Raw genomic sequence first — 24,599 nt, forward strand, 5'->3', positions numbered from 1 at the left:
TTACCTCCTTCCCATTTGTGGGTTTTACCAACTAGCTTTTTTAACACCAGGAATTTGACCTTTATATGCAAGTTCACGGAAACAAATACGGCAAAGCTTAAATTTGCGGTATACAGAATGCGGACGACCGCAGCGTTCGCAACGTGTATACTCTTGTACTTTAAACTTAGGAGTACGCTTTTGTTTCGCGATCATAGATTTTTTAGCCACGTTTTCGCCTCCTCTACTTAGCGTTGGCTTCCATTATTTTTGGAATGGCATACCGAATTGTGTTAAAAGTTCACGAGCTTCTTCATCAGTTTTCGCTGTAGTAACGATTACGATGTCCATACCGCGGACTTTACTTACTTTATCATAATCAATCTCAGGGAAAATTAGTTGCTCTTTAACACCTAATGTGTAGTTCCCACGACCATCGAATGATTTCTTAGAAACACCACGGAAATCACGTACACGTGGTAAAGAAACTGATACTAATTTGTCGAAGAACTCATACATTTGTTGTCCGCGTAAAGTTACTTTCGCACCGATTGGCATACCTTCACGAAGACGGAAACCAGCGATTGATTTTTTAGCGCGAGTTACAACAGGTTTTTGACCTGCGATTTGCGTTAATTCTTCTACTGCATTGTCTAAAGCTTTTGAGTTAGATACCGCGTCACCAACACCAGTGTTGATTACGATCTTTTCGATTTTCGGTACTTCCATCACAGATTTATAGTTAAACTTGCTCATTAGAGCAGGAGTAATTTCCTTTTGGAACTTCTCTTTAAGGCGATTCAATGAAGTGACCTCCTTTCTTAAGAAAATTATTTATCTAATAATTCACCAGATTTTTTTGCAATACGAACTTTTTTACCATCTTCTACTTTGAAGCCTACGCGAGTAGGTTCGCCTGTTTTCGGATCTAATACCATAACATTAGAAACGTGAATAGGTGCTTCTTTCGTAATAATTCCACCTTGTGGATTTAATTGAGATGGCTTAGAGTGTTTTTTAACGATGTTTACACCCTCAACGATAACACGGTTTTGCTTTGGGAAAGCCACAAGGATAACGCCTTGTTTTCCTTTGTCTTTACCAGTGATTACCTGAACTTTATCACCTTTTTTTACATGCATCTTAATTCTGCACCTCCTTAGCAAGGCAATACCTTAAATTATAGAACTTCTGGAGCTAAAGAAACGATCTTCATGAAGTTGCTATCACGTAATTCACGAGCTACTGGTCCGAAGATACGAGTACCACGTGGGCTCTTATCGTCTTTGATGATAACCGCTGCGTTTTCATCAAATTTAATGTAAGAACCGTCCGGACGACGAGCTCCGCTCTTCGTACGTACCACTACTGCCTTAACAACGTCACCTTTTTTAACAACGCCACCTGGTGTTGCTTGTTTTACCGTAGCAACGATAATATCACCAATATAAGCATATTTACGACCAGAGCCGCCTAATACTTTAATTGTTAAAAGTTCGCGGGCACCAGAGTTGTCAGCAACTTTCAAACGAGATTCTTGTTGGATCATGTTATGAAACCTCCCTTCGGACTAAAAATTCCGATTCGTCTATTTAGATAACAACCGCTTCTTCAACGATTTCAACTAAACGGAAACGCTTAGTAGCAGAAAGCGGGCGAGTTTCCATGATTTTAACGATATCGCCAAGTTTCGCTTGGTTTTGCTCATCATGGGCTTTATACTTTTTAGAATACTTAACACGTTTTCCGTACAAGGAATGAGTTTTGTAAGTTTCAACTAAAACTGTAATCGTTTTGTCCATTTTGTCAGAAACAACACGACCAGTATAAACTTTGCGTTGGTTACGTTCGCTCACTATGCAAACCTCCCCTCAATTTATCGATTAATTCCGATCTCTCTTTCACAAACTACAGTTTTCATACGAGCAATCGCTTTACGTACTTCACGGATGCGAGTTGGATTCTCTAATTGTCCTGTAGCAAGTTGGAAGCGAAGATTAAACAACTCTTCCTTTAAAGCTTTAACTTTTGTTTCGATTTCGGCAGTGGTTAATTCACGAATATCATTAGTTTTCATTAGATTCACCACCATTTACTTCACGTTTTACGAATTTACATTTCACTGGTAATTTGTGAGCTGCAAGACGTAATGCTTCGCGTGCTACCTCTTCAGATACACCCGCAATTTCAAACATAATTTTCCCAGGTTTTACTACTGCTACCCAGCCTTCTGGTGCCCCTTTACCGGAACCCATACGTACTTCTAGAGGTTTTGCAGTGTAAGGTTTAGAAGGGAAAATTTTAATCCATACTTTACCGCCACGTTTCATGTGACGAGTCATTGCACGACGAGCAGCTTCGATTTGACGGTTTGTAATCCATGAAGCAGCTAGTGCTTGTAAACCGAATTCACCAAAAGCAATTTCAGTTCCACCTTTTGCACGACCACGCATTTTACCACGATGCTCTCTACGATATTTTACGCGTTTAGGCATTAACATATTATTTTCCTCCTTCCTCAGAAGCTTTCTTTTTTGTAGGAAGGACTTCTCCACGGTAGATCCATACTTTTACGCCTAATTTACCGTATGTTGTATCAGCTTCAACTGCTGCATAGTCAATATCAGCGCGAAGTGTATGAAGTGGAACAGTTCCTTCACTGTAAGATTCTGCACGAGCGATATCAGCTCCGCCAAGACGACCAGAAACCTGTGTTTTAATACCTTTTGCTCCTGCACGCATAGCACGTTGAATAACTTGCTTTTGTGCACGACGGAATGATACACGGTTTTCTAATTGACGAGCGATGTTTTCGCCTACTAATTTAGCGTTAAGATCAGCTCTCTTAACTTCTAAAATGTTAATGTGTACACGCTTGCCTGTTAATTGGTTAAGAGCTTTACGAAGCGCTTCAACTTCAGTACCACCTTTACCAATTACCATACCAGGTTTTGCAGTGTGAATTGTAACATTTACACGATTTGCTGCACGTTCGATTTCTACTTTAGCAACAGCAGAATCTTTTAAGCGTACAGTAATGTACTCACGGATTTTGATGTCTTCATGTAATAACGTAGCATAATCTTTCTCAGCGAACCAACGAGATTCCCAGTCGCGGATAATACCGACACGAAGACCAATTGGATTAACCTTCTGACCCATCGATTATCCCTCCTTCTTTTCTGATACCACAACTGTGATGTGGCTTGTGCGTTTGTTAATTTGGCTTGCACGACCCATTGCACGTGGACGGAAACGTTTCAACGTTGGACCTTCGTCAACGAAGACTTTTTCAACAACTAGGTTGTTAATATCCATCTCATAATTGTGCTCTGCATTTGCGATTGCAGATTTTAAAACTTTTTCTACAACTGGAGAAGCAGTTTTTGGTGTGTGGTTAAGGATAGCAATCGCTTCACCCACTTGCTTACCTCGGATTAAGTCTACTACTAAACGAACCTTACGAGGAGCAATACGAACTGTTCTCACTACTGCTTTAGCTTGCATTGAAGTGCCTCCTCTCATTATCTTCTAGTTTTCTTATCGTCAGCAAGGTGACCTTTATACGTACGAGTTGGTGCGAATTCACCTAACTTATGGCCAACCATATCCTCAGTGATGTACACAGGTACGTGTTTACGACCATCATATACAGCAATTGTATGTCCGATGAACTGAGGGAAGATAGTTGAACGGCGAGACCAAGTTTTAACAACTTGTTTTTGCTCAGATGCAACTAATTTTTCCATTTTGTTCATTAAGTGATCATCGACAAATGGTCCTTTTTTTAAGCTACGAGCCATTTTGGTGCCTCCCTTCGTGATTGGCGTACGGTTCTTGAAACGAACCGTACTACAATCCCATTATTTTTTACGACGACGAACGATAAATTTATCAGACGCTTTGTTTTTCTTACGAGTCTTGAATCCAAGAGTTGGTTTACCCCATGGAGACATTGGAGACTTACGTCCGATTGGAGAGCGTCCTTCACCACCACCGTGTGGGTGATCAACCGGGTTCATTACAGAACCACGAACTGTTGGGCGCTTACCTAACCAGCGAGAGCGACCTGCTTTACCGATTTTGATAAGTTCGTGTTGTTCGTTACCAACTTGACCGATTGAAGCGCGACAAGCAGATAATACTAAACGTGTTTCACCAGAAGTTAAACGTACAAGTACGTATTTCCCTTCTTTACCAAGTACTTGAGCAGACGTACCAGCAGAACGAACTAATTGTCCGCCACGACCAGGCTTAAGCTCGATATTATGAACAACAGTACCTACTGGAATGTTGATTAATGGTAATGCGTTACCGATTTTAATGTCAGCTTCAGGGCCAGACATAACTTCCATACCTACTTCTAAAGTTTTAGGAGCAAGAATGTAACGTTTTTCACCGTCAACGTAGTTAATTAATGCGATATTCGCAGAGCGGTTTGGATCATATTCGATCGTAGCAACGCGTCCTGGAATTCCATCTTTGTTACGCTTAAAGTCGATGATACGGTATTGACGCTTATGTCCGCCACCTTGATGACGTACAGTAATTTTACCTTGGTTATTACGACCAGCCTTTTTGCTTAAAGGAGCAAGTAAAGACTTTTCCGGTCTGTCAGTCGTGATTTCAGCGAAATCATTCGTAGTCATGTTACGACGACCGTTAGTAGTTGGATTATACTTTTTAATTCCCATCTCAATTTCCCTCCTTCTTTAGTAAGAATTAAACGCCTTGGAAGATTTCGATTTCTTTGCTGTCAGCAGTTAGCTTAACGATTGCTTTACGACGACGGCTAGTAAAACCAGCGTGACGACCAACGCGTTTTGCTTTCGGCTTGTAGTTCATGATATTTACTTTGTCTACATTAACACCAAAGATCGCTTCTATCGCGTCTTTAACTTCTGTTTTATTAGATTTAACGTCCACGTCGAACGTGTATTTTTTTTCAGCCATCATTTCCATAGAACGTTCAGTGATAACTGGGCGCTTAATGATATCACGAGGATCTCTCATTATGCAAGCACCTCCTCTACTTTTTCCACTGCCGCTTTTGTCATGATTAGCTTATCATGATGAAGCACATCTAGCACGTTTACGCCATCAGCAGTGATTACTGTTACTCCTGGGATATTGCGAGCAGATAACTCTACAGATTCGTTTGCATCAGCAGTTACGATAAGAGCTTTCTTCTCAACAGTTAATCCTTTAAGTACTGCTACCATGTCTTTTGTTTTTGGTGCATTTAACACTAGGTCTTCAAGAACTACAATGTTGTTCTCAACTACTTTAGTAGCTAATGCAGATTTGATTGCTAAACGACGAACCTTCTTAGGAAGTTTGTACGCATAGCTTCTTGGTGTAGGTCCGAATACCGTACCACCACCACGCCATTGAGGAGAGCGGATAGAACCTTGACGAGCACGTCCAGTTCCTTTTTGACGCCATGGTTTACGACCACCACCGCGAACTTCAGAGCGAGTTTTTACTTTGTGTGTACCTTGACGTAAAGATGCACGTTGCATCATTACAGCTTCAAATAGTACAGCTTCATTTGGTTCGATACCGAAAATAGCTTCAGCTAATTCGATTTCACCAACCTGTGAACCAGTTTGGTTATATACAGTAACTTTTGGCATTGGAATTCCTCCTTCCTATTGTGAATTATTTGCTAACCTTCACAGCGCCTTGAACAACTACAAGAGATTTCTTAGCACCTGGAACGTTACCTTTTACTAGTAATAAGTTGCGCTCAGTGTCAACTTGAACGATTTCTAAGTTTTGGATAGTAACTTGGTCTCCACCCATACGTCCAGCAAGTTTTTTGCCTTTGAATACACGGTTCGGAGCAACTGGCCCCATTGAACCTGGACGACGGTGATAGCGAGAACCATGAGACATAGGTCCGCGAGATTGTCCGTGGCGTTTAATAACACCTTGGAAACCTTTACCTTTAGAAATTCCTGTTACGTCAACGATTTCACCTGCAGCGAAAACTTCAACTTTTACCTCTTGACCAACCTCTAATCCGTCCACGTCTGCATCGCGGATTTCGCGAATGAAGCGCTTAGGAGTTGTAGATGCTTTAGCAGTGTGGCCTTGTTCAGGTTTGTTAGTTAACTTTTCACGTTTATCTTCAAATCCTAACTGAATTGCGTTGTAGCCATCAGTTTCAGTTGTTTTCTTTTGAAGAACAACGTTTGGATTAGCAGCGATTACCGTTACTGGGATTAACTCACCGTTCTCAGCAAATACTTGAGTCATACCGATCTTTCTTCCTAAGATTCCTTTGGTCATGAGTTACACCTCCTACATTTTTAAGTTATATAAATTATAATTTGATTTCGATATCTACACCAGATGGTAAGTCTAAACGCATTAATGAATCTACTGTTTGTGGAGTAGGACTCACGATGTCGATTAGACGTTTGTGCGTGCGCATTTCGAATTGTTCACGAGAATCTTTGTACTTATGAACAGCACGAAGAATTGTGTAAATAGTCTTCTCAGTTGGTAATGGGATCGGACCAGAAACTGTTGCCCCAGAACGCTTAGCTGTTTCTACAATTTTCTCAGCTGATTGATCAAGAATACGGTGATCATAAGCTTTTAAACGGATACGAATTTTTTCTTTTGCCATTATTTTCCCTCCTTCGTTCGCCTATTTCTAAAATAGACCTTCTCCATGGAAATTTCCCCACACCATGCCATGGCAAAGCGGCCGGGTGTGTCAGCAACCTTCCACTTCATCGCAGTCAAAGACCAACATTGTCTATTATACAATGTTATTCGTCTAGATGCAAGCATCTTTTTGTTTGCATCTGCTTTTCTCTACTTTTGCTATTATACATGGCACTTTAAAGAATATCAAGTTTTCATCTACTCTTATTTAACTTACAGTTTTTGGGTGTCACTTTCGTTTTATATACTATAGAAGAAACTCATTCAAAAATAGAAAATGCATCTCTTTCTTCTATAGTAATAAGCAATAAAAAAACTCAAGGGAGAATCCCTTGAGTTTTTAATAATCTAATTAAAGACTACTCAGCAACGATTGTAGCAACTACACCGTAACCTACTGTACGTCCACCTTCACGAATAGAGAATTTAGTTCCCTCTTCGATAGCGATTGGAGCGATAAGTTCGATAGTCATTTCGATGTTGTCACCAGGCATTACCATTTCAGTACCTTCTGGTAATTGGATGATACCAGTTACGTCAGTTGTACGGAAGTAGAACTGCGGACGGTAGTTAGCGAAGAATGGAGTGTGACGTCCACCTTCTTCTTTAGATAATACGAAAACCTCAGCTTTGAATTTAGCGTGTGCTTTTACAGAGCCAGTTTTAGCAAGAACTTGTCCACGTTGGATGTCTTCACGAGCAACCCCACGAAGTAGAGCACCGATGTTGTCTCCAGCTTGAGCTTGGTCAAGAAGCTTACGGAACATTTCTACACCAGTTACAGTTGTAGTAGCATTCTCTTCAGCAAGACCGATGATTTCTACTACGTCACCAACTTTAACGATTCCACGCTCAACACGACCAGTTGCAACTGTACCACGACCTGTGATAGAGAATACATCCTCGATAGGCATTAAGAATGGTTTGTCAGTTTCACGTTCTGGAGTTGGGATGTAAGCATCAACTTCAGCCATTAATTCGATGATTTTTTCTTCCCACTCAGCTTCTCCTTGAAGAGCTTTAAGAGCAGAACCTTTAATTACAGGAATATCGTCGCCTGGGAATCCGTATTCAGATAATAGGTCGCGAACTTCCATTTCAACTAATTCTAATAATTCTTCGTCGTCTACCATGTCGCATTTGTTTAAGAATACAACGATGTAAGGAACACCTACTTGACGAGAAAGAAGGATGTGCTCACGTGTTTGAGGCATTGGACCATCAGCAGCAGATACTACTAAGATACCGCCGTCCATTTGAGCAGCACCAGTGATCATGTTTTTAACATAGTCAGCATGACCTGGGCAGTCAACGTGTGCATAGTGACGAGTTTCAGTTTCGTACTCAACGTGTGCAGTTGAGATTGTGATTCCGCGCTCTCTTTCTTCTGGAGCAGCGTCGATTTGATCGTATCCGCGTGCTTCAGCACCACCAGCTTTTGCAAGAACTGTAGTGATCGCAGCAGTTAATGTAGTTTTACCATGGTCAACGTGGCCGATTGTACCGATGTTAACATGGGGTTTAGAACGTTCGAATTTAGCTTTAGCCATTCTAAATTCCTCCTTAGTTTATATAGGTTATTTTATATTTAGACTAGAAAGCGAGACATAAGCCTCACTTTCTAAGCTTACATAAGTAGTTATACTTGAACAATCGATAAAAATCAATTATTCACCTTTATTTTTTTTAATAATTTCTTCAGAAATAGACTTCGGTACTTCTTCATAATGATCAAATGTCATTGAGAATGTTCCGCGTCCTTGAGTGTTAGAACGTAATGCCGTTGCATAACCGAACATTTCAGAAAGTGGAACCATAGCGCGAACAACTTGTGCGTTACCGCGAGCTTCCATACCTTCTACACGTCCACGACGAGATGTTACGTCGCCCATAATGTCACCCATGTACTCTTCAGGAATTACAACTTCAACTTTCATCATTGGCTCAAGAATTACTGGGCTACATTTAGAAACCGCAGCTTTAAGCGCCATAGATGCAGCGATTTTGAACGCCATCTCAGATGAATCGACATCATGGTAAGATCCGTCAACTAACGCAGCTTTAATGTCAACTAGTGGATAACCAGCTAGTACACCATTTTTAAGTGAGTCTTCAAGACCCGCTCCAACAGCTGGGATGTATTCACGTGGAACTACACCACCGACAACCTTGTTTTGGAATTCGAATCCTTTACCTTCTTCATTAGGTTCAAACTCAATCCAAACGTGACCGAATTGTCCACGACCACCAGATTGACGAGCGAACTTACCTTCAACTTTCGCAGCAGCGCGGAAAGTCTCACGATACGCTACCTGAGGAGCACCAACGTTTGCTTCCACTTTGAATTCACGGCGCATACGGTCAACGATGATATCAAGGTGAAGTTCACCCATACCAGCGATGATTGTTTGGCCAGTTTCTTGGTCAGTGTGAGCACGGAATGTTGGATCTTCTTCAGAAAGCTTAGATAATGCTGTACCCATTTTATCTTGGTCAGCTTTAGATTTTGGTTCGATAGCTACAGAGATAACTGGCTCTGGGAATTCCATAGACTCAAGGATAACAAGGCTCTTCTCGTCACAAAGAGTATCACCAGTAGTAGTATCTTTTAAACCTACAGCAGCAGCGATATCACCAGCGTAAACTGTTGAAATCTCTTCACGGCTGTTAGCGTGCATTTGTAGGATACGACCTACACGCTCACGCTTACCTTTAGTTGAGTTTTTCACGTATGATCCAGAGTTTAACACACCAGAATACACACGGAAGAACGTTAACTTACCAACATAAGGGTCAGTCATGATTTTGAATGCTAGAGCTGCGAATGGTTCTTCATCGCTAGACTTACGCTCGATAGCTTCCTCCGTATCCGGAAGAGTACCTTTAATAGCAGGTACATCTAATGGAGATGGTAAGTAGTCGATAACTGCGTCTAACAGAATTTGAACACCTTTATTTTTGAATGCAGAACCACAGATTACTGGGAAGAATTCTACAGAAGTTGTAGCCTTACGGATACCAGCTTTAAGCTCTTCTACAGTGATTTCTTCACCTTCTAGGTACTTCATCATCATTTCTTCATCAAGCTCAGCTACCGCTTCAATAAGTTTTCCACGGTATTCTTCAGCTAATTCTTTGTGCTCTTCAGGAATTTCGACACGCTCGATGTCTGTTCCTAAATCGTTAGCGTACATGTAAGCACACTCTTCAACAAGGTCAATGATACCATTGAACTCATCTTCAGCACCGATTGGTAACTGAATTGGATGTGCGTTTGCTTGTAAACGATCGTGGATTGTTCCTACAGAGTATAAGAAATCTGCACCAATCTTATCCATTTTGTTAACGAATACGATACGAGGTACACCATAAGTAGTAGCCTGACGCCAAACAGTTTCTGTTTGTGGTTCTACACCAGATTGTGCATCAAGTACCGCTACTGCGCCATCAAGTACGCGTAAAGAACGTTCTACTTCTACTGTGAAATCTACGTGTCCTGGAGTGTCAATGATATTTACACGGTGACCTTTCCATTGTGCTGTAGTTGCAGCAGAAGTAATTGTGATACCACGTTCTTGCTCTTGCTCCATCCAGTCCATCTGAGATGCACCTTCATGAGTTTCACCGATTTTATGAATACGTCCTGTGTAATACAGAATACGCTCAGTTGCTGTTGTTTTACCAGCATCGATGTGAGCCATGATACCAATATTACGAGTGTTTTCTAAAGAGAACTCTCTAGTCATTTGGTGTCTTGCTCCTTCCATATATGGATTGGATTATTTTATTTTAAGTAGCAAAAAAGCCACTTTATATTGTTACATATGCCAGTGTCCAGTACCCTCATTATGTAAAACGAGCGCCCAACGAAAGGGAGAGGCATTCTCCCTCTCCACACTTCCATAAGCGACAAATAAAGCGGTTTATGCTTACATTTATTTTACGTTGAATCCTACCAACGGTAATGAGCAAATGCTTTGTTAGCTTCTGCCATTTTATGAGTGTCTTCACGTTTCTTAACAGCTGCACCAGCGTTGTTAGATGCATCTAAGATTTCGTAAGCTAGACGCTCTTCCATAGTTTTTTCACCACGAAGACGAGCATAGTTTACTAACCAGCGAAGACCTAAAGTTGTACGGCGTTCTGGACGAACCTCAACTGGAACTTGGTAGTTAGCACCACCAACACGACGAGCGCGTACTTCAAGAACAGGCATGATGTTCTTAAGAGCTTGCTCGAATACTTCCATTGGTTCTTTATCTGAACGTTCACGAACGATATCGAAAGCGTTATAAAGAATTGTTTGAGATTTACCTTTTTTACCGTCAACCATCATTTTGTTGATTAGGCGTGTTACAAGCTTAGAATTGTACATTGGATCTGGTAACACGTCACGTTTCGCAACAGGTCCTTTACGAGGCATATTGAGTTCCTCCTTTCATTATAAGTTTATTATTTTTTAGCAGGTTTTGGTCGCTTAGTACCATATTTAGAACGTCCTTGCATACGTTTGTCAACACCAGCTGTATCAAGCGCACCACGAACGATGTGGTAACGTACCCCTGGTAAATCCTTTACTCGACCACCGCGAATTAATACTACGCTATGCTCTTGTAGGTTATGACCGATACCTGGGATGTAAGCTGTAACTTCAATACCATTTGTTAAACGTACACGAGCGTATTTACGTAACGCTGAGTTCGGTTTCTTCGGAGTCATTGTACCAACACGAGTACACACACCACGTTTTTGAGGTGCAGAGATATCAGTTGATTTTTTCTTTAAAGAATTAAAACCTTTGTTTAACGCAGGTGATTTAGACTTCCATACTTTATCAGTACGACCATTTCTCACTAATTGGTTAATAGTAGGCATTTGATTATCCTCCCTTCGCATGTTTGTATGACCACATATCCAGGTGGTTCATTATTAGTTGAAAACAAAGTTTTTGCAAGGAAGAGCAAATGCTCTCTCCTCACAAAAACAGTTTTAACTTATTATTCCTATTGCTGAAGCTCCCACTTGAATCCCCGAAACTTTTCCAAGCTTACGAACTGATTCAACTTTGGTTATGGGTATGTTATGTTGCAAGGCAGTACGAATGATAACATGGGTTAACCGCACATCAGCATCTTCCGCAATAACAACTTCTTTAACTATACCATTTTTGATTGCTTCCAATGTTCGTTTATGACCAACGACTACATTTTCAGCATTTGACACTTTTTGATAAGACATATAAATATCCTCCAAAGCATCATTCAGGAGCAACCTTGATTATAGTAACATTTTGACTCATACAATGTCAACTAGGATTAGCTGTTTTTATACAAAATTTACGACGGAAAATTTTACTGTTCCACATAAACTTCATCGTTTTCTACATTCATGTTATCTTGTGTTGTTTTTACAAGATCCACTTTGCGATAACGATTCATACCTGTTCCAGCAGGAACAAGCTTACCGATAATAACATTTTCTTTCAATCCTAGAAGCTCATCGCGTTTGCCCTTAATTGCTGCATCTGTTAGAACACGAGTTGTTTCTTGGAACGATGCTGCAGATAAGAACGAATCAGTTTCAAGTGAAGCTTTAGTAATACCAAGTAGAACCGGTCTAGCTGTTGCTGGTTGTTTACCTTTCAGTAACACCTTCGCATTCGCATCAGTAAACTGATGGATATCTAGTAATGTTCCTGGTAATACATCTGTTTCACCCGCGTCACTTACACGAACTTTGCGTAGCATTTGACGTACCATTACTTCTACGTGTTTGTCACCAATTTCTACCCCTTGCATACGGTATACTTTTTGAACTTCACGTAATAAGTATTCTTGAACGGCTGTAATGTCCGTTACTTTTAGTAATTCTTTCGGATCAATAGAACCTTCTGTTAACTCTTTACCGTGGCTAATTGGCTGTCCTAGAGTTACTTTCAGACGAGCACCGTAAGGAATAGCATACGTACGAGCTTCAACTTCACCCTGTACAACTACTTCTTGGCGATCTTTAACATCGTTGATCGCTGCGATAACACCGTCGATTTCACTGATAACTGCCTGACCCTTCGGATTACGAGCTTCGAAGATCTCTTGGATACGAGGTAAACCTTGTGTGATATCATCTCCGGCAACCCCGCCCGTATGGAACGTACGCATCGTTAACTGTGTACCTGGCTCACCGATAGATTGAGCTGCGATAATACCTACCGCCTCTCCTACTTCTACGTCTGTACCAGTTGCTAAGTTACGACCGTAACACTTCTTACATACACCGTGGCGAGTATTACACGTAAACGCTGAACGAATGTTTACAGTTTCAACACCCGACTTTTCAACGATATGAGCAATATCTTCAGTAATTAATTGATTTTCAACAACTAATACTTCACCTGTTTCAGGATGTTTTACAGTTTTTCTTGCAAAACGTCCAACAAGACGATCATATAGTGACTCAATAACTTCATTACCCTCTTTAATCGCACCAATTAGTAAACCACGATCTGTTCCACAATCATCTTGACGAACAATTACATCTTGTGCAACGTCTACAAGACGACGTGTTAAGTAACCAGAATCGGCAGTTTTAAGTGCTGTATCGGCAAGACCTTTACGCGCACCATGCGTAGAGATGAAGTACTCAAGTACTGTTAAACCTTCACGGAAACTTGATTTGATCGGAAGCTCAATGATACGACCAGATGGATTGGCCATCAGACCACGCATACCAGCAAGCTGAGTAAAGTTCGATGCGTTACCACGGGCACCGGAATCACTCATCATGAAGATTGGGTTGCGTTTATTCAAGGATTTCATCAGTTTTCCTTGGATAACATCTTTTGCATTACTCCAAATAGAGATAACGCGATCATAACGTTCTTCTTCCGTGATTAAACCGCGACGGAATTGCTTAATTACATTATCTACTTTTGCTTGTGCTTCATGGAGAATTTCATCTTTTTCACCTAATACAAGAATGTCTGATACCCCAACTGTAATACCAGCTTTTGTAGAGTATTTAAATCCTAAGTTTTTCATACGGTCAAGCATACGAGATGTTTCCGTAATTTGGAAACGTTTGAATACTTCCGCAATAATGTTACCAAGGATTTTCTTGCTAAATGGTGCCACTTCTTCGCGACTAGCAATAATTTCTTTAATGTTCGCACCTTTTTCAACGAAATATTCCGCTGGTGTTTCTTTTTCAAGGTTTGAGTTTGTTGGTTCATTAATATAAGGGAACGACTCTGGTAAGATTTCGTTAAATATTAATTTACCAACTGTTGTTAATAGAAGCTTACTCTTTTGCTCTTCAGTAAACGTTACATTATTTACCGAACTCGCAGCAACTGCAACACGCGTGTGCAGATGTGCATATCCATTTTGGTATGCAAGTATTGCTTCGTTTGCATCTTTGAAGACCATACCTTCACCGATTGCACCCTCGCGCTCAAGTGTTAAGTAATAGTTACCTAATACCATATCCTGAGATGGAGTAACAACTGGTTTTCCGTCTTTTGGATTCAAGATGTTTTGTGCCGCTAACATAAGAATACGAGCTTCTGCTTGTGCTTCTGATGATAACGGAACGTGAACCGCCATTTGATCACCGTCAAAGTCCGCGTTGTATGCTGTACATACAAGTGGGTGAAGACGGATTGCACGACCTTCTACTAATGTAGGTTCAAACGCCTGGATACCAAGACGGTGAAGTGTTGGTGCGCGGTTTAGAAGTACTGGATGCTCTTTGATCACAGATTCTAAAACGTCCCAAACTTCAGGGTGTACACGCTCGATTTTACGTTTAGCACTCTTAATGTTGTGTGCTAATCCTTTTCCAACTAACTCTTTCATAACGAAAGGTTTAAACAATTCAAGCGCCATTTCTTTCGGCAATCCACATTGGTACATCTTTAAGTTCGGTCCTACAACGATTACAGAACGGCCAGAGTAGTCAACACGTTTACCTAATAAGTTTTGACGGAAACGTCCTTGTTTACCTTTAAGCATGTGAGATAGTGATTTTAATGGACGGTTACCTGGTCCAGTAACTGGACGGCCACGGCGACCATTATCGATTAATGCGTCTACAGCTTCTTGTAACATACGTTTTTCGTTTTGAACGATGATGCTTGGTGCACCTAAGTCCAATAGACGTTTTAAACGGTTGTTACGGTTAATTACACGACGATATAAGTCGTTTAAGTCAGAAGTAGCAAAACGTCCACCATCTAACTGTACCATCGGGCGTAGTTCTGGTGGGATAACTGGAAGAACTTCTAAGATCATCCAAGATGGGTGATTTCCAGAGTTACGGAATGCTTCTAATACTTCTAGACGTTTAATAGCACGAGTACGGCGTTGTCCTTGTGCTGTTTTTAATTCTTCTTTTAAGAAGTCTACTTCTTTATCTAAATCGATGTCTTGCAGTAGCTTTTTAATCGCTTCTGCACCCATAGCGGCTTGGAATGTGCTGCCATATCGATCACGATATGCACGGTATTCTTTTTCAGAAAGTAATTGCTTCTTATCAAGTGGTGTATCTCCACTTTCTGTTACAACATAAGAAGCGAAATAAATTACTTCTTCAAGCGCGCGAGGGGACATGTCTAAGACAAGTCCCATGCGGCTCGGGATACCTTTGAAATACCAAATATGAGATACAGGAGCAGCTAATTCGATATGACCCATACGTTCACGACGAACTTTTGCACGCGTTACTTCAACGCCACATCGATCACAAACTACACCTTTATAACGTACACGTTTATATTTTCCGCAATGACATTCCCAGTCCTTTTGTGGTCCGAAAATACGCTCACAGAACAAGCCATCTTTTTCAGGCTTTAACGTACGATAGTTAATTGTTTCTGGTTTCTTAACTTCACCGTATGACCAAGAACGAATCTTGTCAGGTGAAGCAAGTCCAATCTTCATATATTCAAAGTTATTTACATCTATCAAGGGGCCTACCTCCCTTTTAGTCTACAGGTTATCCCAATTATTCCTTAGTTGTCTCAACTTCAACATTCAATTTATCTGCTGATTGATGATCATCATCTTCCGTATCACGCATTTCAATTTCTGTATCGTTGATAGACATCATTTTAACGTCCATACCTAAACTTTGCAGTTCTTTAATCAATACTTTGAATGATTCAGGAACGCCTGGTTCTGGAACATTTTCACCTTTAACAATTGCTTCATACGTCTTAACACGTCCAATAACATCATCAGACTTCACTGTTAAGATTTCTTGAAGAGTATAAGCAGCACCATAAGCTTCAAGTGCCCAAACCTCCATCTCACCGAAACGCTGTCCACCGAACTGAGCTTTACCTCCAAGAGGTTGCTGCGTTACAAGTGAGTATGGTCCAGTAGAACGAGCATGAAGTTTATCGTCAACCATGTGCGCAAGTTTGATCATATACATGACACCAACAGATACGCGGTTATCGAATGGCTCACCAGTACGTCCGTCATACAGGATTGTTTTCGCGTCATTTGCCATACCAGCTTCTTCAATTGTGCCCCATACATCTTCCTCACGAGCACCATCGAATACCGGTGTTGCAATGTGAATACCAAGGTATCTTGCTGCCATACCAAGATGAAGCTCTAATACCTGACCGATATTCATACGAGATGGTACCCCTAATGGGTTTAACATGATATCGATTGGCGTACCATCTGGTAAGTAAGGCATATCTTCTTCCGGTAAAATACGGGAAATAACACCTTTGTTACCGTGACGACCGGCCATCTTGTCACCTTCAGAAATTTTACGTTTTTGAACGATATATGCACGTACAAGTTGATTCACGCCTGGTGGCAATTCATCGCCATCTTCACGGTTGAACACTTTTACGTCTAAGATAATACCGCCACCACCATGTGGTACACGTAGTGATGTATCACGTACTTCACGTGCTTTTTCACCGAAGATTGCATGTAATAGACGTTCTTCTGCCGTTAATTCTGTTACACCTTTTGGCGTTACTTTACCAACAAGTAGATCTCCATCTTTTACTTCAGCACCGACGCGAATAATACCGCGCTCGTCAAGATTACGAAGTGCATCTTCTCCAATATTCGGGATATCACGTGTAATTTCTTCTGGTCCAAGCTTCGTATCACGAGCTTCTGATTCATATTCTTCAATATGGATAGAAGTGTACACATCATCTTTTACAAGGCGCTCACTCATGATGATCGCATCCTCGTAGTTATAACCGTCCCATGTCATAAAGCCAACAAGCACGTTACGTCCAAGTGCTAGTTCACCTAGTTCCATAGAAGGACCATCCGCAAGGATTTCACCTCTTACAACTTGGTCTCCAACACTTACGATTGGACGTTGGTTGTAGCAAGTTCCTTGGTTAGAACGAATGAATTTTAACATTTTGTAGCGATCTAAGTCGCCTTTTACTGTTTGACCGTCAACTTCTACATAGCGGCGTACCCAAACTTCACGTGCTTCTACGCGCTCAACAACACCAGGATGTTTACAGATTACTGCAGCACCTGAGTCTTTTGCTGATACGTACTCCATACCTGTACCTACAATCGGTGATTCCGGATTCATTAACGGAACCGCCTGACGTTGCATGTTCGCTCCCATAAGTGCGCGGTTAGAGTCATCGTTTTCTAAGAACGGAATACAAGCTGTCGCTGCCGACACTACTTGTTTTGGAGATACATCCATGTAGTCGATGCGTTCTTTATTTGTGACAATATTTTCACCACGGAAACGAGCTACGATATCTTCATCAAGGAATTCCCCTTCTTCAGATAATTTCATATTCGCTTGGGCTACAACATAGTTATCTTCTTCATCTGCTGTTAAATAATCAACATGCCCTGTTACAAGACCAGTTTCTGGGTCAACACGACGGTATGGTGTTTCAATGAAACCAAACTCATTTACTTTCGCAAACGAAGATAATGAGTTGATCAAACCGATGTTTGGTCCCTCTGGTGTTTCGATTGGACACATACGACCATAGTGAGAGTAGTGAACGTCACGTACTTCAAAGCCTGCGCGCTCACGCGTTAAACCACCGGGTCCTAATGCAGATAGTCTTCGTTTGTGAGTTAACTCTGCTAATGGGTTTGTTTGATCCATGAACTGAGATAACTGAGAACTTCCGAAGAACTCTTTAATAGATGCAATAACCGGGCGAATGTTAATTAACGCTTGTGGTGTAATTGCATTTGTATCTTGAATCGACATTCTCTCACGAACAACACGTTCCATACGAGAAAGACCGATACGGAATTGGTTTTGTAGTAACTCTCCTACAGAACGCAGACGACGATTTCCTAAGTGGTCAATATCATCTGTATCCCCTACTTTATATAGCAAGTTAAAGAAGTAGCTAATAGAAGCAAGAATATCACCTGGTGTGATGTGTTTTATATCACGAGTAATATTTGCATTCCCAATTACGTTTATAGATCGTTCGCCTTCTGATTCTGGAGCATAAATCTTAATAGATTGCAGCTCAACATCGCCCGCTACCACTCCACCCATTGGTTTCGCTGTTTTGAATCCAATGTTTTTCTCTAAGTAAGGTAGAATGCGATCCAGTGTACGACGATCTAAGACTGTTCCTTCTGCCGCTAAAATTTCACCAGTTTCTGGATCCACCAGTGTTTCAGCTAAACGTTGGTTAAACAATCTGTTTTTAATGTGTAGCTTTTTGTTGATCTTATAGCGACCTACATTTGCTAAATCGTAGCGCTTCGGATCAAAGAAACGAGACACAAGTAAGCTCTTTGCATTTTCTACTGTTGGTGGTTCACCAGGACGTAGACGCTCATAAATTTCAAGCAATGCTTTCTCTGTGCTATCTGTGTTGTCTTTTTCTAACGTATTGCTTAAGTATTCGTTATCACCTAAAAGCTCGGTGATTTCTTGATCAGAGCCAAACCCTAATGCGCGTAACAAAACAGTTACTGGAAGTTTACGCGTACGGTCAATACGCACATATACAACATCCTTAGCATCTGTTTCATACTCTAACCAAGCTCCGCGGTTTGGAATTACAGTAGCAGTAAAACCACGTTTTCCGTTTTTATCCACTTTGCCACTATAGTATACGCTTGGAGAGCGAACTAACTGGGAAACGATAACACGTTCTGCACCGTTAATTACGAATGTTCCAGTCTCTGTCATGAGTGGGAAATCTCCCATGAACACATCTTGTTCTTTTACTTCACCAGTTTCCTTGTTGATTAGACGCACTTTTACACGAAGTGGTGCTGCATACGTCACATCACGCTCTTTGCATTCTTCTACAGAGTATTTAGGTTCACCTAAGCTGTAGTCGATAAATTCAAGCGATAGATTTCCCGTAAAGTCTTCGATCGGAGAAATGTCTTGGAACATTTCTCGCAAACCCTCATCAAGAAACCACTGATAAGAAGAGGTTTGAATTTCGATAAGATTTGGTAACTCTAATACTTCACTAATACGGGCATAACTTCTTCGTTGGCGGTGGCGTCCGTATTGAACTAGTTGACCTGTCAACTGCTTCACCCCTCAAATCATGAGTATTATAAACACACAAAAAAATTTGTGCAAAATCACAAATAAATACAACTACTGCTATTAGCGTAGTTTTTTTCTCTTAAAGATAGATACGTTGAGTCTTTCTACCTGCTCAAAAAAGAAAAATGGCTTCTATAAGAAAACCATCATTCTGTTTCATAATCTGCTGATTTTACTATCTTTTCCAAGAGAAACAAAAATATACATCTTTCTCAACGCAGAAAATCATATATTGGCATTGTATAATGTTAACATAGCCAAAAATAACCGTCAACGCTTTTTTGATTTTATGATATAATATCCTTTTTTCTTTTCTACAACTTCAACTTCAGAAAATACTTCTTCTAGTTTTTTCAGCGCAGATAGCGCACCTTGTTTCTTTTGAATAACAATCCACAATTCTCCACCTGAAACTAAATACTCCACAGCCTTTTCTAAAATCTCATGCACGATATCTTTACCAGCACGAATTGGAGGATTAGATAGAATAGCAGCATACTTGCCATCTACATTTTCATAGACACTACTTTGCAAAATACGTATATTTTCAATTCTGTTATTAGCGGCATTTTCTTTTGCAAGTCCCAATGCCCTTTCATTCACATCCACCATGTGAATTTCACGATCTTGAAACTCTTTCGCTAATGACAAACCGATTGGACCGTACCCACATCCTACGTCTAATACATTACCTTGAACATCCGGCATTTGAAACGCTTCAATTAAAAGACGAGAACCAAAGTCCACTTCGTTTTTCGAGAACACCCCATGGTCAGATAAAAAAGTAAATCGAGATTCACGAAGTGTAAATTCCCATCGTTTACGATCACTTTTACTAGAAGGGTCGTTAGAAAAATAATGGTCTGCCATATGGCCACCTCTTTTCTTTACAGTTAAAAAAAAAGCTCGCATGAGAGCGAGCTTTTTTTAAAGCACCAAAAGTTAATTACTTAACTTCTACAGCAGCGCCAACTTCTTCAAGTTTAGCTTTCATTTCTTCAGCTTCCTCTTTAGTAACGCCTTCTTTGATTGCTTTTGGAGTGTTGTCAACTAATTCTTTAGCTTCTTTTAAGCCAAGACCAGTGATTTCACGTACAGCTTTGATAACTTTGATTTTTTGAGCGCCAGCACTTGCAAGTACTACGTCAAATTCAGTTTGCTCAGCAGCAGCTTCACCAGCGCCACCAGCTACAGCTACAGGAGCAGCAGCAGTTACGCCGAATTCTTCCTCGATAGCTTTTACTAAGTCGTTAAGTTCTAATACAGTCATAGATTTAACTGCTTCAATGATTTGTTCTTTAGTCATTGTAAATATCCTCCCTTAAATAGGTTTGTATTGTTTTATAGATAACAAGTAATTATCTTTTAAAAAATTAAGCGCCTTGCTCTTCCTTTTGATCTGCAACTGCTTTAGTAGCAAGTGCAAGGTTACGGATTGGAGCTTGAAGAACGCTAAGAAGCATAGAAAGTAAGCCTTCACGTGATGGAAGAGTAGCGATTGCTTCAACCTCATCAAGTGTTACAAGTTTACCTTCGATTACGCCCGCTTTAATTTCTAAAGCTTCATGATTTTTAGCGAAGTCGTTTAATACTTTCGCAGGAGCAACTACATCCTCATTACTGAACGCGATTGCGTTTGGTCCTGTTAAGAATTCGTTTAACTCAGCCATTTCAGCAGACTCTGCAGCACGACGAGTTAAAGAGTTTTTGTAAACTTTGAACTCAACGCCAGCTTCACGTAAGTTTTTACGTAATTCTGTTGCTTCAGAAACTGTTAAACCACGGTAGTCAACAACGATTGTAGATTTACTCGCGCGAAGTTTTTCAGCGATTTCAGTTACAACTTGTTGTTTAGTTTCGATTACTTTGCTCATGTTATTACACCTCCTGTAGATTATATAGAAGATGTACCGAAAGTGCACTAAAAACCTCCATGCCCAACTTGTAGACATGGAGGCATATAGTCACAGAAAAAAGATTCCGCTTCGTATATTAACACCTAGGTAGGGAATTAAGTCGAATCGACTCCTACTGTCTACGGTACACTATTTAAATTCACAACATAAATGATTATATTAAAACTTCTTTATGAAGTCAACTTCCAATTTTTACGCAAGTGTAGAAACGTCTACGCGTACGCCAGGTCCCATTGTAGAAGCAACAGTTGCGTTCTTCATGTAAGTACCTTTTGCAGCAGCTGGCTTAGCTTTTTGTAGCGTGTCAGCAATTGTTTTGAAGTTTTCTACTAATTTAGCATCTTCGAAAGATACTTTACCAATTGGAACGTGGATGTTACCAGCTTTATCAACGCGGTATTCAACTTTACCAGCTTTGATTTCGTTAACAGCTTTAGTTACATCGAAAGTAACTGTTCCAGTTTTAGGGTTTGGCATTAAACCTTTAGGTCCTAATACGCGACCAAGTTTACCAACTTCACCCATCATGTCAGGAGTTGCTACTACTACATCGAAACCGAACCAACCTTGTTGGATTTTACCGATGTAATCAGCATCGCCTACGAAGTCAGCGCCAGCAGCTTCAGCTTCTTTTGCTTTTTCGCCTTTAGCGAATACTAATACACGTTGTACTTTACCAGTACCGTGTGGAAGAACAACTGCACCACGAATTTGTTGGTCAGCTTTCTTAGGGTCAACACCTAAACGGAATGCAGCTTCTACAGTTGCATCAAATTTAGCTGTGTTTGTTTTCTTTACTAATTCTACTGCTTCTGTTGCAGAGTAAGCAGATGCACGATCAACAAGCTTTGCAGCTTCTACGTACTTTTTACCTCTTTTAGCCATGTTTGTTTCCTCCTTGAATGTGGTTTTAGCGGAATAACCTCCCACGTTTACGCCTTCATTCCGGGAACCCCCGAGGATGTGCGCCCATCCATTTATTTAAAAACGATAATCATTTACGATAATAAAGGTTGCGAATTGGAATTCCAGACCCGCAACCTTTTTACAAAAAACAAATCGAATTAGTCTTCGATAACGATGCCCATACTGCGCGCAGTACCTTCAACCATACGCATTGCAGCTTCTACGCTAGCAGCGTTTAGGTCAGGCATTTTAGTTTCAGCGATTTCGCGTACTTTATCACGCTTAACAGTTGCCACTTTATTACGGTTTGGTTCACCAGAACCAGACTCAATACCAGCTACTTTCTTAAGAAGAACAGCAGCAGGAGGAGTTTTAGTAATGAAAGTGAATGAACGGTCCTCAAATACCGTAATTTCAACAGGGATGATAAGACCAGCTTGATCAGCTGTACGAGCGTTAAACTCTTTACAGAAGCCCATGATGTTAACACCTGCTTGTCCTAATGCTGGACCAACCGGTGGAGCTGGATTAGCTTTACCTGCAGGAATCTGAAGTTTTACTATTTTAATTACCTTTTTAGCCACGAGACACACCTCCTTAAGTCCGTGATGTGGTCAATTGGGCAGTGATTTGCCCTCCCACTTCATAATTTTATCATAATGATAAAATCTTTTTCAAAAAACGTCTCCGTTACCGAAGACGTACTGACTTAAAAGATATTATCACTTTTTACAATTCATTTCAAGTTTCATTTTATAATTTTTCAATTTGATGGAAATCAAGTTCAACCGGAGTCTCGCGACCAAACATGTCTACAAGCACGCTAACTTTTTTCTTTTCCACATCAATTTCTTCAATCGCACCTGTATAATCCGCGAATGGCCCTTCATTTACACGTACTGTTTCATGAAGTTCAAATTCGAAATCAACCACTTCATTGTCCATTCCCATATGCTTCATGATGCTAACAACTTCCTCTTCTAATAGAGGTGAAGGTTTAGATCCAGAACCAGAAGAACCGACAAAACCTGTTACACCCGGTGTATTACGAACAACATACCAAGAGTCGTCAGTCATGATTAGTTCTACTATTACGTAACCTGGGAACACTTTTCTTTTCGTTATTTTTTCTTTACCATTTTTCATTTCTACTTCTACTTCTTCCGGGACAACAACACGGAAAATTTTATCTTGCATACCCATTGATTCTACACGTTTCTCTAGGTTTGCCTTTACTTTATTTTCATATCCAGAATAAGTATGGACAACATACCAACTTTTTTCCATTCATTTAGGACGAGCGTCCTTCCCTCCCTGACGTACATTTTTTTGCGCAAATGAAAAAACCCGTTCACCGGGCTTTTACACAGTTCTTATAAATAACATTATATCATGGATAAGTGCTTCTTATTCAAGAATTAACCAAGAATTAACCGAATTAAAGAAGAAATGCCCATATCAACTACTGCGAAGAAAATCGCAAAGAACACAACTGTCGCGATAACAGTCGTTGTTGATCGGAGTAATTCATCTTTTTTAGGCCAACTTACTTTTTTCATTTCGCGACCTACATCGCCGAAAAAGTTCGTTAAACGCATCTACGGGACCTCCAGTGTATTATTTATTTTGTTTCTTTGTGAACTGTATGCTTATTGCATGTTTTACAAAACTTCTTTATCTCAAGTCGCTCTACTGAGCTCGTATCTTTCATCGTAGAGTAGTTTCGATTTTTACACTCTTCACATGAGAGTACAACTTTTTTCCTCATTAGTTACACCAACCTTGTAACATTATGTCCCTAAAAATGTATCATACAACAAAAGATAATGTCAATGTCATGACTTTCACTCTCTTCGCAAAAAGAAAACAGGTGAATTATTTTACACCTGCGGTACTCGCTATGAATTTAAAGTTGTACTCTCTCTCATCTCCATATATCTTTCTAATTTCCTTTTCACACGCTGCAATGCGTTATCAATAGATTTCACATGCCTGTTTAACTGTTCTGAAATTTCTTGATAGGAACGACCATCTAAGTATAAAGAGAGTACTTTTCTTTCTAAATCGCTTAATAATTCAGATATTTTTGATTCTATGTCTGTATATTCTTCCTGGCTTATAATCATCTCTTCTGGATCAGTTACCTTCGATTCCGAAATAACATCTAATAGTGTTCGATCAGATTCTTCATCGTAAATTGGCTTGTCTAAAGACACATACGAATTTAACGGAATATGTTTTTGCCTTGTTGCTGTTTTAATAGCGGTAATAATTTGTCGAGTGATACACAGCTCAGCAAATGCTTTGAACGAAGACAGCTTGTCCCCTTTATAATCACGAATGGCTTTAAACAATCCAATCATACCTTCTTGAACAATATCTTCTCGATCGGCACCCACTAAGAAATAAGATCTTGATTTCGCGCGAACAAAGTTCTTATATTTGTGAATTAAATATTCTAGAGCATCAGTATTACCTTTTCGAACTAACTCAACGATTGCCTCATCCTCTAAATCACGAAATGTAACGTCGCCTACACTTACGAAGCCTGCTTCCACCTTGATCCCT

The 24,599-nt window shown here is 40.3% G+C and carries 31 protein-coding genes and 1 other annotated feature; all 31 genes read right to left on the reverse strand.

The window, feature by feature from the left end:
- Positions 1-24: 24 nt before the first annotated feature.
- Positions 25-210 carry a 30S ribosomal protein S14 gene (gene rpsN / locus FT637_RS26050; RefSeq protein ID WP_001085700.1) on the reverse strand — a complete coding sequence of 62 codons (186 nt, stop codon included), beginning with the start codon at positions 208-210 and terminating at the stop codon, positions 25-27.
- A 33-nt stretch (positions 211-243) separates the two neighbouring features.
- A complete protein-coding gene (gene rplE / locus FT637_RS26055; RefSeq protein ID WP_002091528.1) occupies positions 244-783 on the reverse strand; it encodes a 50S ribosomal protein L5 in 540 nt (179 codons plus the stop codon).
- Positions 784-809: 26 nt separating this feature from the next.
- Positions 810-1,121: a 50S ribosomal protein L24 gene (rplX, locus tag FT637_RS26060; protein WP_000558201.1), complete on the reverse strand. Its 312-nt coding sequence runs from the start codon at positions 1,119-1,121 to the stop codon at positions 810-812.
- A 38-nt stretch (positions 1,122-1,159) separates the two neighbouring features.
- Complete coding sequence (rplN, locus tag FT637_RS26065; protein ID WP_002063420.1) at positions 1,160-1,528, reverse strand: 50S ribosomal protein L14; 369 nt, start codon at positions 1,526-1,528, stop codon at positions 1,160-1,162.
- A gap of 43 nt (positions 1,529-1,571) precedes the next feature.
- Complete coding sequence (rpsQ, locus tag FT637_RS26070) at positions 1,572-1,835, reverse strand: 30S ribosomal protein S17 (RefSeq protein WP_002091526.1); 264 nt, start codon at positions 1,833-1,835, stop codon at positions 1,572-1,574.
- Between the two features lie 20 nt (positions 1,836-1,855).
- Positions 1,856-2,056: a 50S ribosomal protein L29 gene (gene rpmC, locus FT637_RS26075; RefSeq protein ID WP_002091523.1), complete on the reverse strand. Its 201-nt coding sequence runs from the start codon at positions 2,054-2,056 to the stop codon at positions 1,856-1,858.
- Entirely contained in the window at positions 2,046-2,480 is a 435-nt protein-coding gene (gene rplP / locus FT637_RS26080; RefSeq protein ID WP_002159603.1) for a 50S ribosomal protein L16, read from the reverse strand. Before rplP ends, rpmC begins: the two co-directional genes overlap by 11 nt.
- Position 2,481: 1 nt before the next feature.
- Positions 2,482-3,141 carry a 30S ribosomal protein S3 gene (gene rpsC / locus FT637_RS26085; RefSeq protein WP_002009771.1) on the reverse strand — a complete coding sequence of 220 codons (660 nt, stop codon included), beginning with the start codon at positions 3,139-3,141 and terminating at the stop codon, positions 2,482-2,484.
- A gap of 3 nt (positions 3,142-3,144) precedes the next feature.
- A complete protein-coding gene (gene rplV, locus FT637_RS26090; RefSeq protein WP_002009773.1) occupies positions 3,145-3,486 on the reverse strand; it encodes a 50S ribosomal protein L22 in 342 nt (113 codons plus the stop codon).
- 17 nt (positions 3,487-3,503) lie between these two features.
- Positions 3,504-3,782, reverse strand: coding sequence for a 30S ribosomal protein S19 (gene rpsS / locus FT637_RS26095; protein ID WP_000124452.1), 279 nt, complete (start codon positions 3,780-3,782; stop codon positions 3,504-3,506).
- Between the two features lie 60 nt (positions 3,783-3,842).
- Positions 3,843-4,673 (reverse strand): 50S ribosomal protein L2, encoded by an 831-nt coding sequence (gene rplB / locus FT637_RS26100; RefSeq protein WP_193648751.1) that lies wholly within the window; start codon positions 4,671-4,673, stop codon positions 3,843-3,845.
- Between the two features lie 28 nt (positions 4,674-4,701).
- Positions 4,702-4,992: a 50S ribosomal protein L23 gene (gene rplW / locus FT637_RS26105; RefSeq protein WP_001205557.1), complete on the reverse strand. Its 291-nt coding sequence runs from the start codon at positions 4,990-4,992 to the stop codon at positions 4,702-4,704.
- Positions 4,992-5,615, reverse strand: a complete 624-nt coding sequence (rplD, locus tag FT637_RS26110; RefSeq protein WP_001127261.1) for a 50S ribosomal protein L4 — start codon at positions 5,613-5,615, stop codon at positions 4,992-4,994. The genes rplW and rplD overlap by 1 nt, the downstream gene beginning before the upstream one ends.
- A 25-nt stretch (positions 5,616-5,640) precedes the next feature.
- Positions 5,641-6,273, reverse strand: coding sequence for a 50S ribosomal protein L3 (gene rplC, locus FT637_RS26115; protein ID WP_000160209.1), 633 nt, complete (start codon positions 6,271-6,273; stop codon positions 5,641-5,643).
- A 34-nt stretch (positions 6,274-6,307) separates the two neighbouring features.
- On the reverse strand, positions 6,308-6,616 hold the full coding sequence (rpsJ, locus tag FT637_RS26120) for a 30S ribosomal protein S10 (protein WP_001040595.1): 309 nt from the start codon (positions 6,614-6,616) through the stop codon (positions 6,308-6,310).
- Between the two features lie 400 nt (positions 6,617-7,016).
- On the reverse strand, positions 7,017-8,207 hold the full coding sequence (gene tuf / locus FT637_RS26125) for an elongation factor Tu (protein WP_002091518.1): 1,191 nt from the start codon (positions 8,205-8,207) through the stop codon (positions 7,017-7,019).
- Between the two features lie 117 nt (positions 8,208-8,324).
- Entirely contained in the window at positions 8,325-10,403 is a 2,079-nt protein-coding gene (gene fusA / locus FT637_RS26130; protein ID WP_193648752.1) for an elongation factor G, read from the reverse strand.
- 206 nt (positions 10,404-10,609) lie between these two features.
- A complete protein-coding gene (gene rpsG / locus FT637_RS26135) occupies positions 10,610-11,080 on the reverse strand; it encodes a 30S ribosomal protein S7 (RefSeq protein ID WP_002091511.1) in 471 nt (156 codons plus the stop codon).
- A 29-nt stretch (positions 11,081-11,109) separates the two neighbouring features.
- Complete coding sequence (gene rpsL, locus FT637_RS26140) at positions 11,110-11,532, reverse strand: 30S ribosomal protein S12 (protein WP_001142341.1); 423 nt, start codon at positions 11,530-11,532, stop codon at positions 11,110-11,112.
- A gap of 114 nt (positions 11,533-11,646) precedes the next feature.
- The gene (locus FT637_RS26145) at positions 11,647-11,895 is read right to left on the reverse strand and encodes a 50S ribosomal protein L7ae-like protein (protein ID WP_000121833.1); all 249 of its coding nucleotides are present in this window, start codon (positions 11,893-11,895) and stop codon (positions 11,647-11,649) included.
- Positions 11,896-12,008: 113 nt separating this feature from the next.
- A complete protein-coding gene (gene rpoC / locus FT637_RS26150) occupies positions 12,009-15,620 on the reverse strand; it encodes a DNA-directed RNA polymerase subunit beta' (protein ID WP_193648753.1) in 3,612 nt (1,203 codons plus the stop codon).
- Positions 15,621-15,657: 37 nt separating this feature from the next.
- Positions 15,658-19,188: a DNA-directed RNA polymerase subunit beta gene (gene rpoB, locus FT637_RS26155; RefSeq protein WP_193648754.1), complete on the reverse strand. Its 3,531-nt coding sequence runs from the start codon at positions 19,186-19,188 to the stop codon at positions 15,658-15,660.
- 291 nt (positions 19,189-19,479) lie between these two features.
- Positions 19,480-20,079, reverse strand: a complete 600-nt coding sequence (locus tag FT637_RS26160) for a class I SAM-dependent methyltransferase (protein ID WP_193648755.1) — start codon at positions 20,077-20,079, stop codon at positions 19,480-19,482.
- A 76-nt stretch (positions 20,080-20,155) separates the two neighbouring features.
- The gene (rplL, locus tag FT637_RS26165) at positions 20,156-20,515 is read right to left on the reverse strand and encodes a 50S ribosomal protein L7/L12 (protein ID WP_002009788.1); all 360 of its coding nucleotides are present in this window, start codon (positions 20,513-20,515) and stop codon (positions 20,156-20,158) included.
- A 67-nt stretch (positions 20,516-20,582) separates the two neighbouring features.
- Complete coding sequence (rplJ, locus tag FT637_RS26170) at positions 20,583-21,083, reverse strand: 50S ribosomal protein L10 (protein WP_002091506.1); 501 nt, start codon at positions 21,081-21,083, stop codon at positions 20,583-20,585.
- A 39-nt stretch (positions 21,084-21,122) separates the two neighbouring features.
- Positions 21,123-21,268: a sequence feature (ribosomal protein L10 leader region), on the reverse strand.
- Between the two features lie 49 nt (positions 21,269-21,317).
- Positions 21,318-22,010: a 50S ribosomal protein L1 gene (gene rplA / locus FT637_RS26175; protein WP_105587627.1), complete on the reverse strand. Its 693-nt coding sequence runs from the start codon at positions 22,008-22,010 to the stop codon at positions 21,318-21,320.
- A 179-nt stretch (positions 22,011-22,189) separates the two neighbouring features.
- Positions 22,190-22,615 (reverse strand): 50S ribosomal protein L11, encoded by a 426-nt coding sequence (rplK, locus tag FT637_RS26180; protein WP_002159610.1) that lies wholly within the window; start codon positions 22,613-22,615, stop codon positions 22,190-22,192.
- Between the two features lie 169 nt (positions 22,616-22,784).
- Positions 22,785-23,318, reverse strand: a complete 534-nt coding sequence (gene nusG / locus FT637_RS26185) for a transcription termination/antitermination protein NusG (protein ID WP_193648756.1) — start codon at positions 23,316-23,318, stop codon at positions 22,785-22,787.
- Positions 23,319-23,449: 131 nt separating this feature from the next.
- Positions 23,450-23,629, reverse strand: coding sequence for a preprotein translocase subunit SecE (gene secE, locus FT637_RS26190; RefSeq protein ID WP_002009797.1), 180 nt, complete (start codon positions 23,627-23,629; stop codon positions 23,450-23,452).
- 23 nt (positions 23,630-23,652) lie between these two features.
- The gene (rpmG, locus tag FT637_RS26195; protein ID WP_012260172.1) at positions 23,653-23,799 is read right to left on the reverse strand and encodes a 50S ribosomal protein L33; all 147 of its coding nucleotides are present in this window, start codon (positions 23,797-23,799) and stop codon (positions 23,653-23,655) included.
- A 130-nt stretch (positions 23,800-23,929) separates the two neighbouring features.
- On the reverse strand, positions 23,930-24,589 hold the full coding sequence (locus FT637_RS26200; RefSeq protein ID WP_002009799.1) for an RNA polymerase sporulation sigma factor SigH: 660 nt from the start codon (positions 24,587-24,589) through the stop codon (positions 23,930-23,932).
- Positions 24,590-24,599 lie beyond the last annotated feature (10 nt).

The organism is Bacillus cereus, assembly GCF_015071065.1.
Taxonomy (GTDB): domain Bacteria; phylum Bacillota; class Bacilli; order Bacillales; family Bacillaceae_G; genus Bacillus_A; species Bacillus_A cereus_BA.

What these genes read in the sequence shown, in the direction of transcription:
- rplX (WP_000558201.1), bottom strand. Translation starts at nt 1,121, where the DNA reads ATGCATGTAAAAAAAGGTGATAAAGTTCAGGTAATCACTGGTAAAGAC.
- rplN (WP_002063420.1), bottom strand. Translation starts at nt 1,528, where the DNA reads ATGATCCAACAAGAATCTCGTTTGAAAGTTGCTGACAACTCTGGTGCC.
- rpmC (WP_002091523.1), bottom strand. Translation starts at nt 2,056, where the DNA reads ATGAAAACTAATGATATTCGTGAATTAACCACTGCCGAAATCGAAACA.
- rplP (WP_002159603.1), bottom strand. Translation starts at nt 2,480, where the DNA reads ATGTTAATGCCTAAACGCGTAAAATATCGTAGAGAGCATCGTGGTAAA.
- rpsC (WP_002009771.1), bottom strand. Translation starts at nt 3,141, where the DNA reads ATGGGTCAGAAGGTTAATCCAATTGGTCTTCGTGTCGGTATTATCCGC.
- rplV (WP_002009773.1), bottom strand. Translation starts at nt 3,486, where the DNA reads ATGCAAGCTAAAGCAGTAGTGAGAACAGTTCGTATTGCTCCTCGTAAG.
- rpsS (WP_000124452.1), bottom strand. Translation starts at nt 3,782, where the DNA reads ATGGCTCGTAGCTTAAAAAAAGGACCATTTGTCGATGATCACTTAATG.
- rplB (WP_193648751.1), bottom strand. Translation starts at nt 4,673, where the DNA reads ATGGGAATTAAAAAGTATAATCCAACTACTAACGGTCGTCGTAACATG.
- rplW (WP_001205557.1), bottom strand. Translation starts at nt 4,992, where the DNA reads ATGAGAGATCCTCGTGATATCATTAAGCGCCCAGTTATCACTGAACGT.
- rplD (WP_001127261.1), bottom strand. Translation starts at nt 5,615, where the DNA reads ATGCCAAAAGTTACTGTATATAACCAAACTGGTTCACAGGTTGGTGAA.
- rplC (WP_000160209.1), bottom strand. Translation starts at nt 6,273, where the DNA reads ATGACCAAAGGAATCTTAGGAAGAAAGATCGGTATGACTCAAGTATTT.
- rpsJ (WP_001040595.1), bottom strand. Translation starts at nt 6,616, where the DNA reads ATGGCAAAAGAAAAAATTCGTATCCGTTTAAAAGCTTATGATCACCGT.
- tuf (WP_002091518.1), bottom strand. Translation starts at nt 8,207, where the DNA reads ATGGCTAAAGCTAAATTCGAACGTTCTAAACCCCATGTTAACATCGGT.
- fusA (WP_193648752.1), bottom strand. Translation starts at nt 10,403, where the DNA reads ATGACTAGAGAGTTCTCTTTAGAAAACACTCGTAATATTGGTATCATG.
- rpsG (WP_002091511.1), bottom strand. Translation starts at nt 11,080, where the DNA reads ATGCCTCGTAAAGGACCTGTTGCGAAACGTGACGTGTTACCAGATCCA.
- rpsL (WP_001142341.1), bottom strand. Translation starts at nt 11,532, where the DNA reads ATGCCTACTATTAACCAATTAGTGAGAAATGGTCGTACTGATAAAGTA.
- FT637_RS26145 (WP_000121833.1), bottom strand. Translation starts at nt 11,895, where the DNA reads ATGTCTTATCAAAAAGTGTCAAATGCTGAAAATGTAGTCGTTGGTCAT.
- FT637_RS26160 (WP_193648755.1), bottom strand. Translation starts at nt 20,079, where the DNA reads ATGGCAGACCATTATTTTTCTAACGACCCTTCTAGTAAAAGTGATCGT.
- rplL (WP_002009788.1), bottom strand. Translation starts at nt 20,515, where the DNA reads ATGACTAAAGAACAAATCATTGAAGCAGTTAAATCTATGACTGTATTA.
- rplJ (WP_002091506.1), bottom strand. Translation starts at nt 21,083, where the DNA reads ATGAGCAAAGTAATCGAAACTAAACAACAAGTTGTAACTGAAATCGCT.
- rplA (WP_105587627.1), bottom strand. Translation starts at nt 22,010, where the DNA reads ATGGCTAAAAGAGGTAAAAAGTACGTAGAAGCTGCAAAGCTTGTTGAT.
- nusG (WP_193648756.1), bottom strand. Translation starts at nt 23,318, where the DNA reads ATGGAAAAAAGTTGGTATGTTGTCCATACTTATTCTGGATATGAAAAT.
- secE (WP_002009797.1), bottom strand. Translation starts at nt 23,629, where the DNA reads ATGCGTTTAACGAACTTTTTCGGCGATGTAGGTCGCGAAATGAAAAAA.
- rpmG (WP_012260172.1), bottom strand. Translation starts at nt 23,799, where the DNA reads ATGAGGAAAAAAGTTGTACTCTCATGTGAAGAGTGTAAAAATCGAAAC.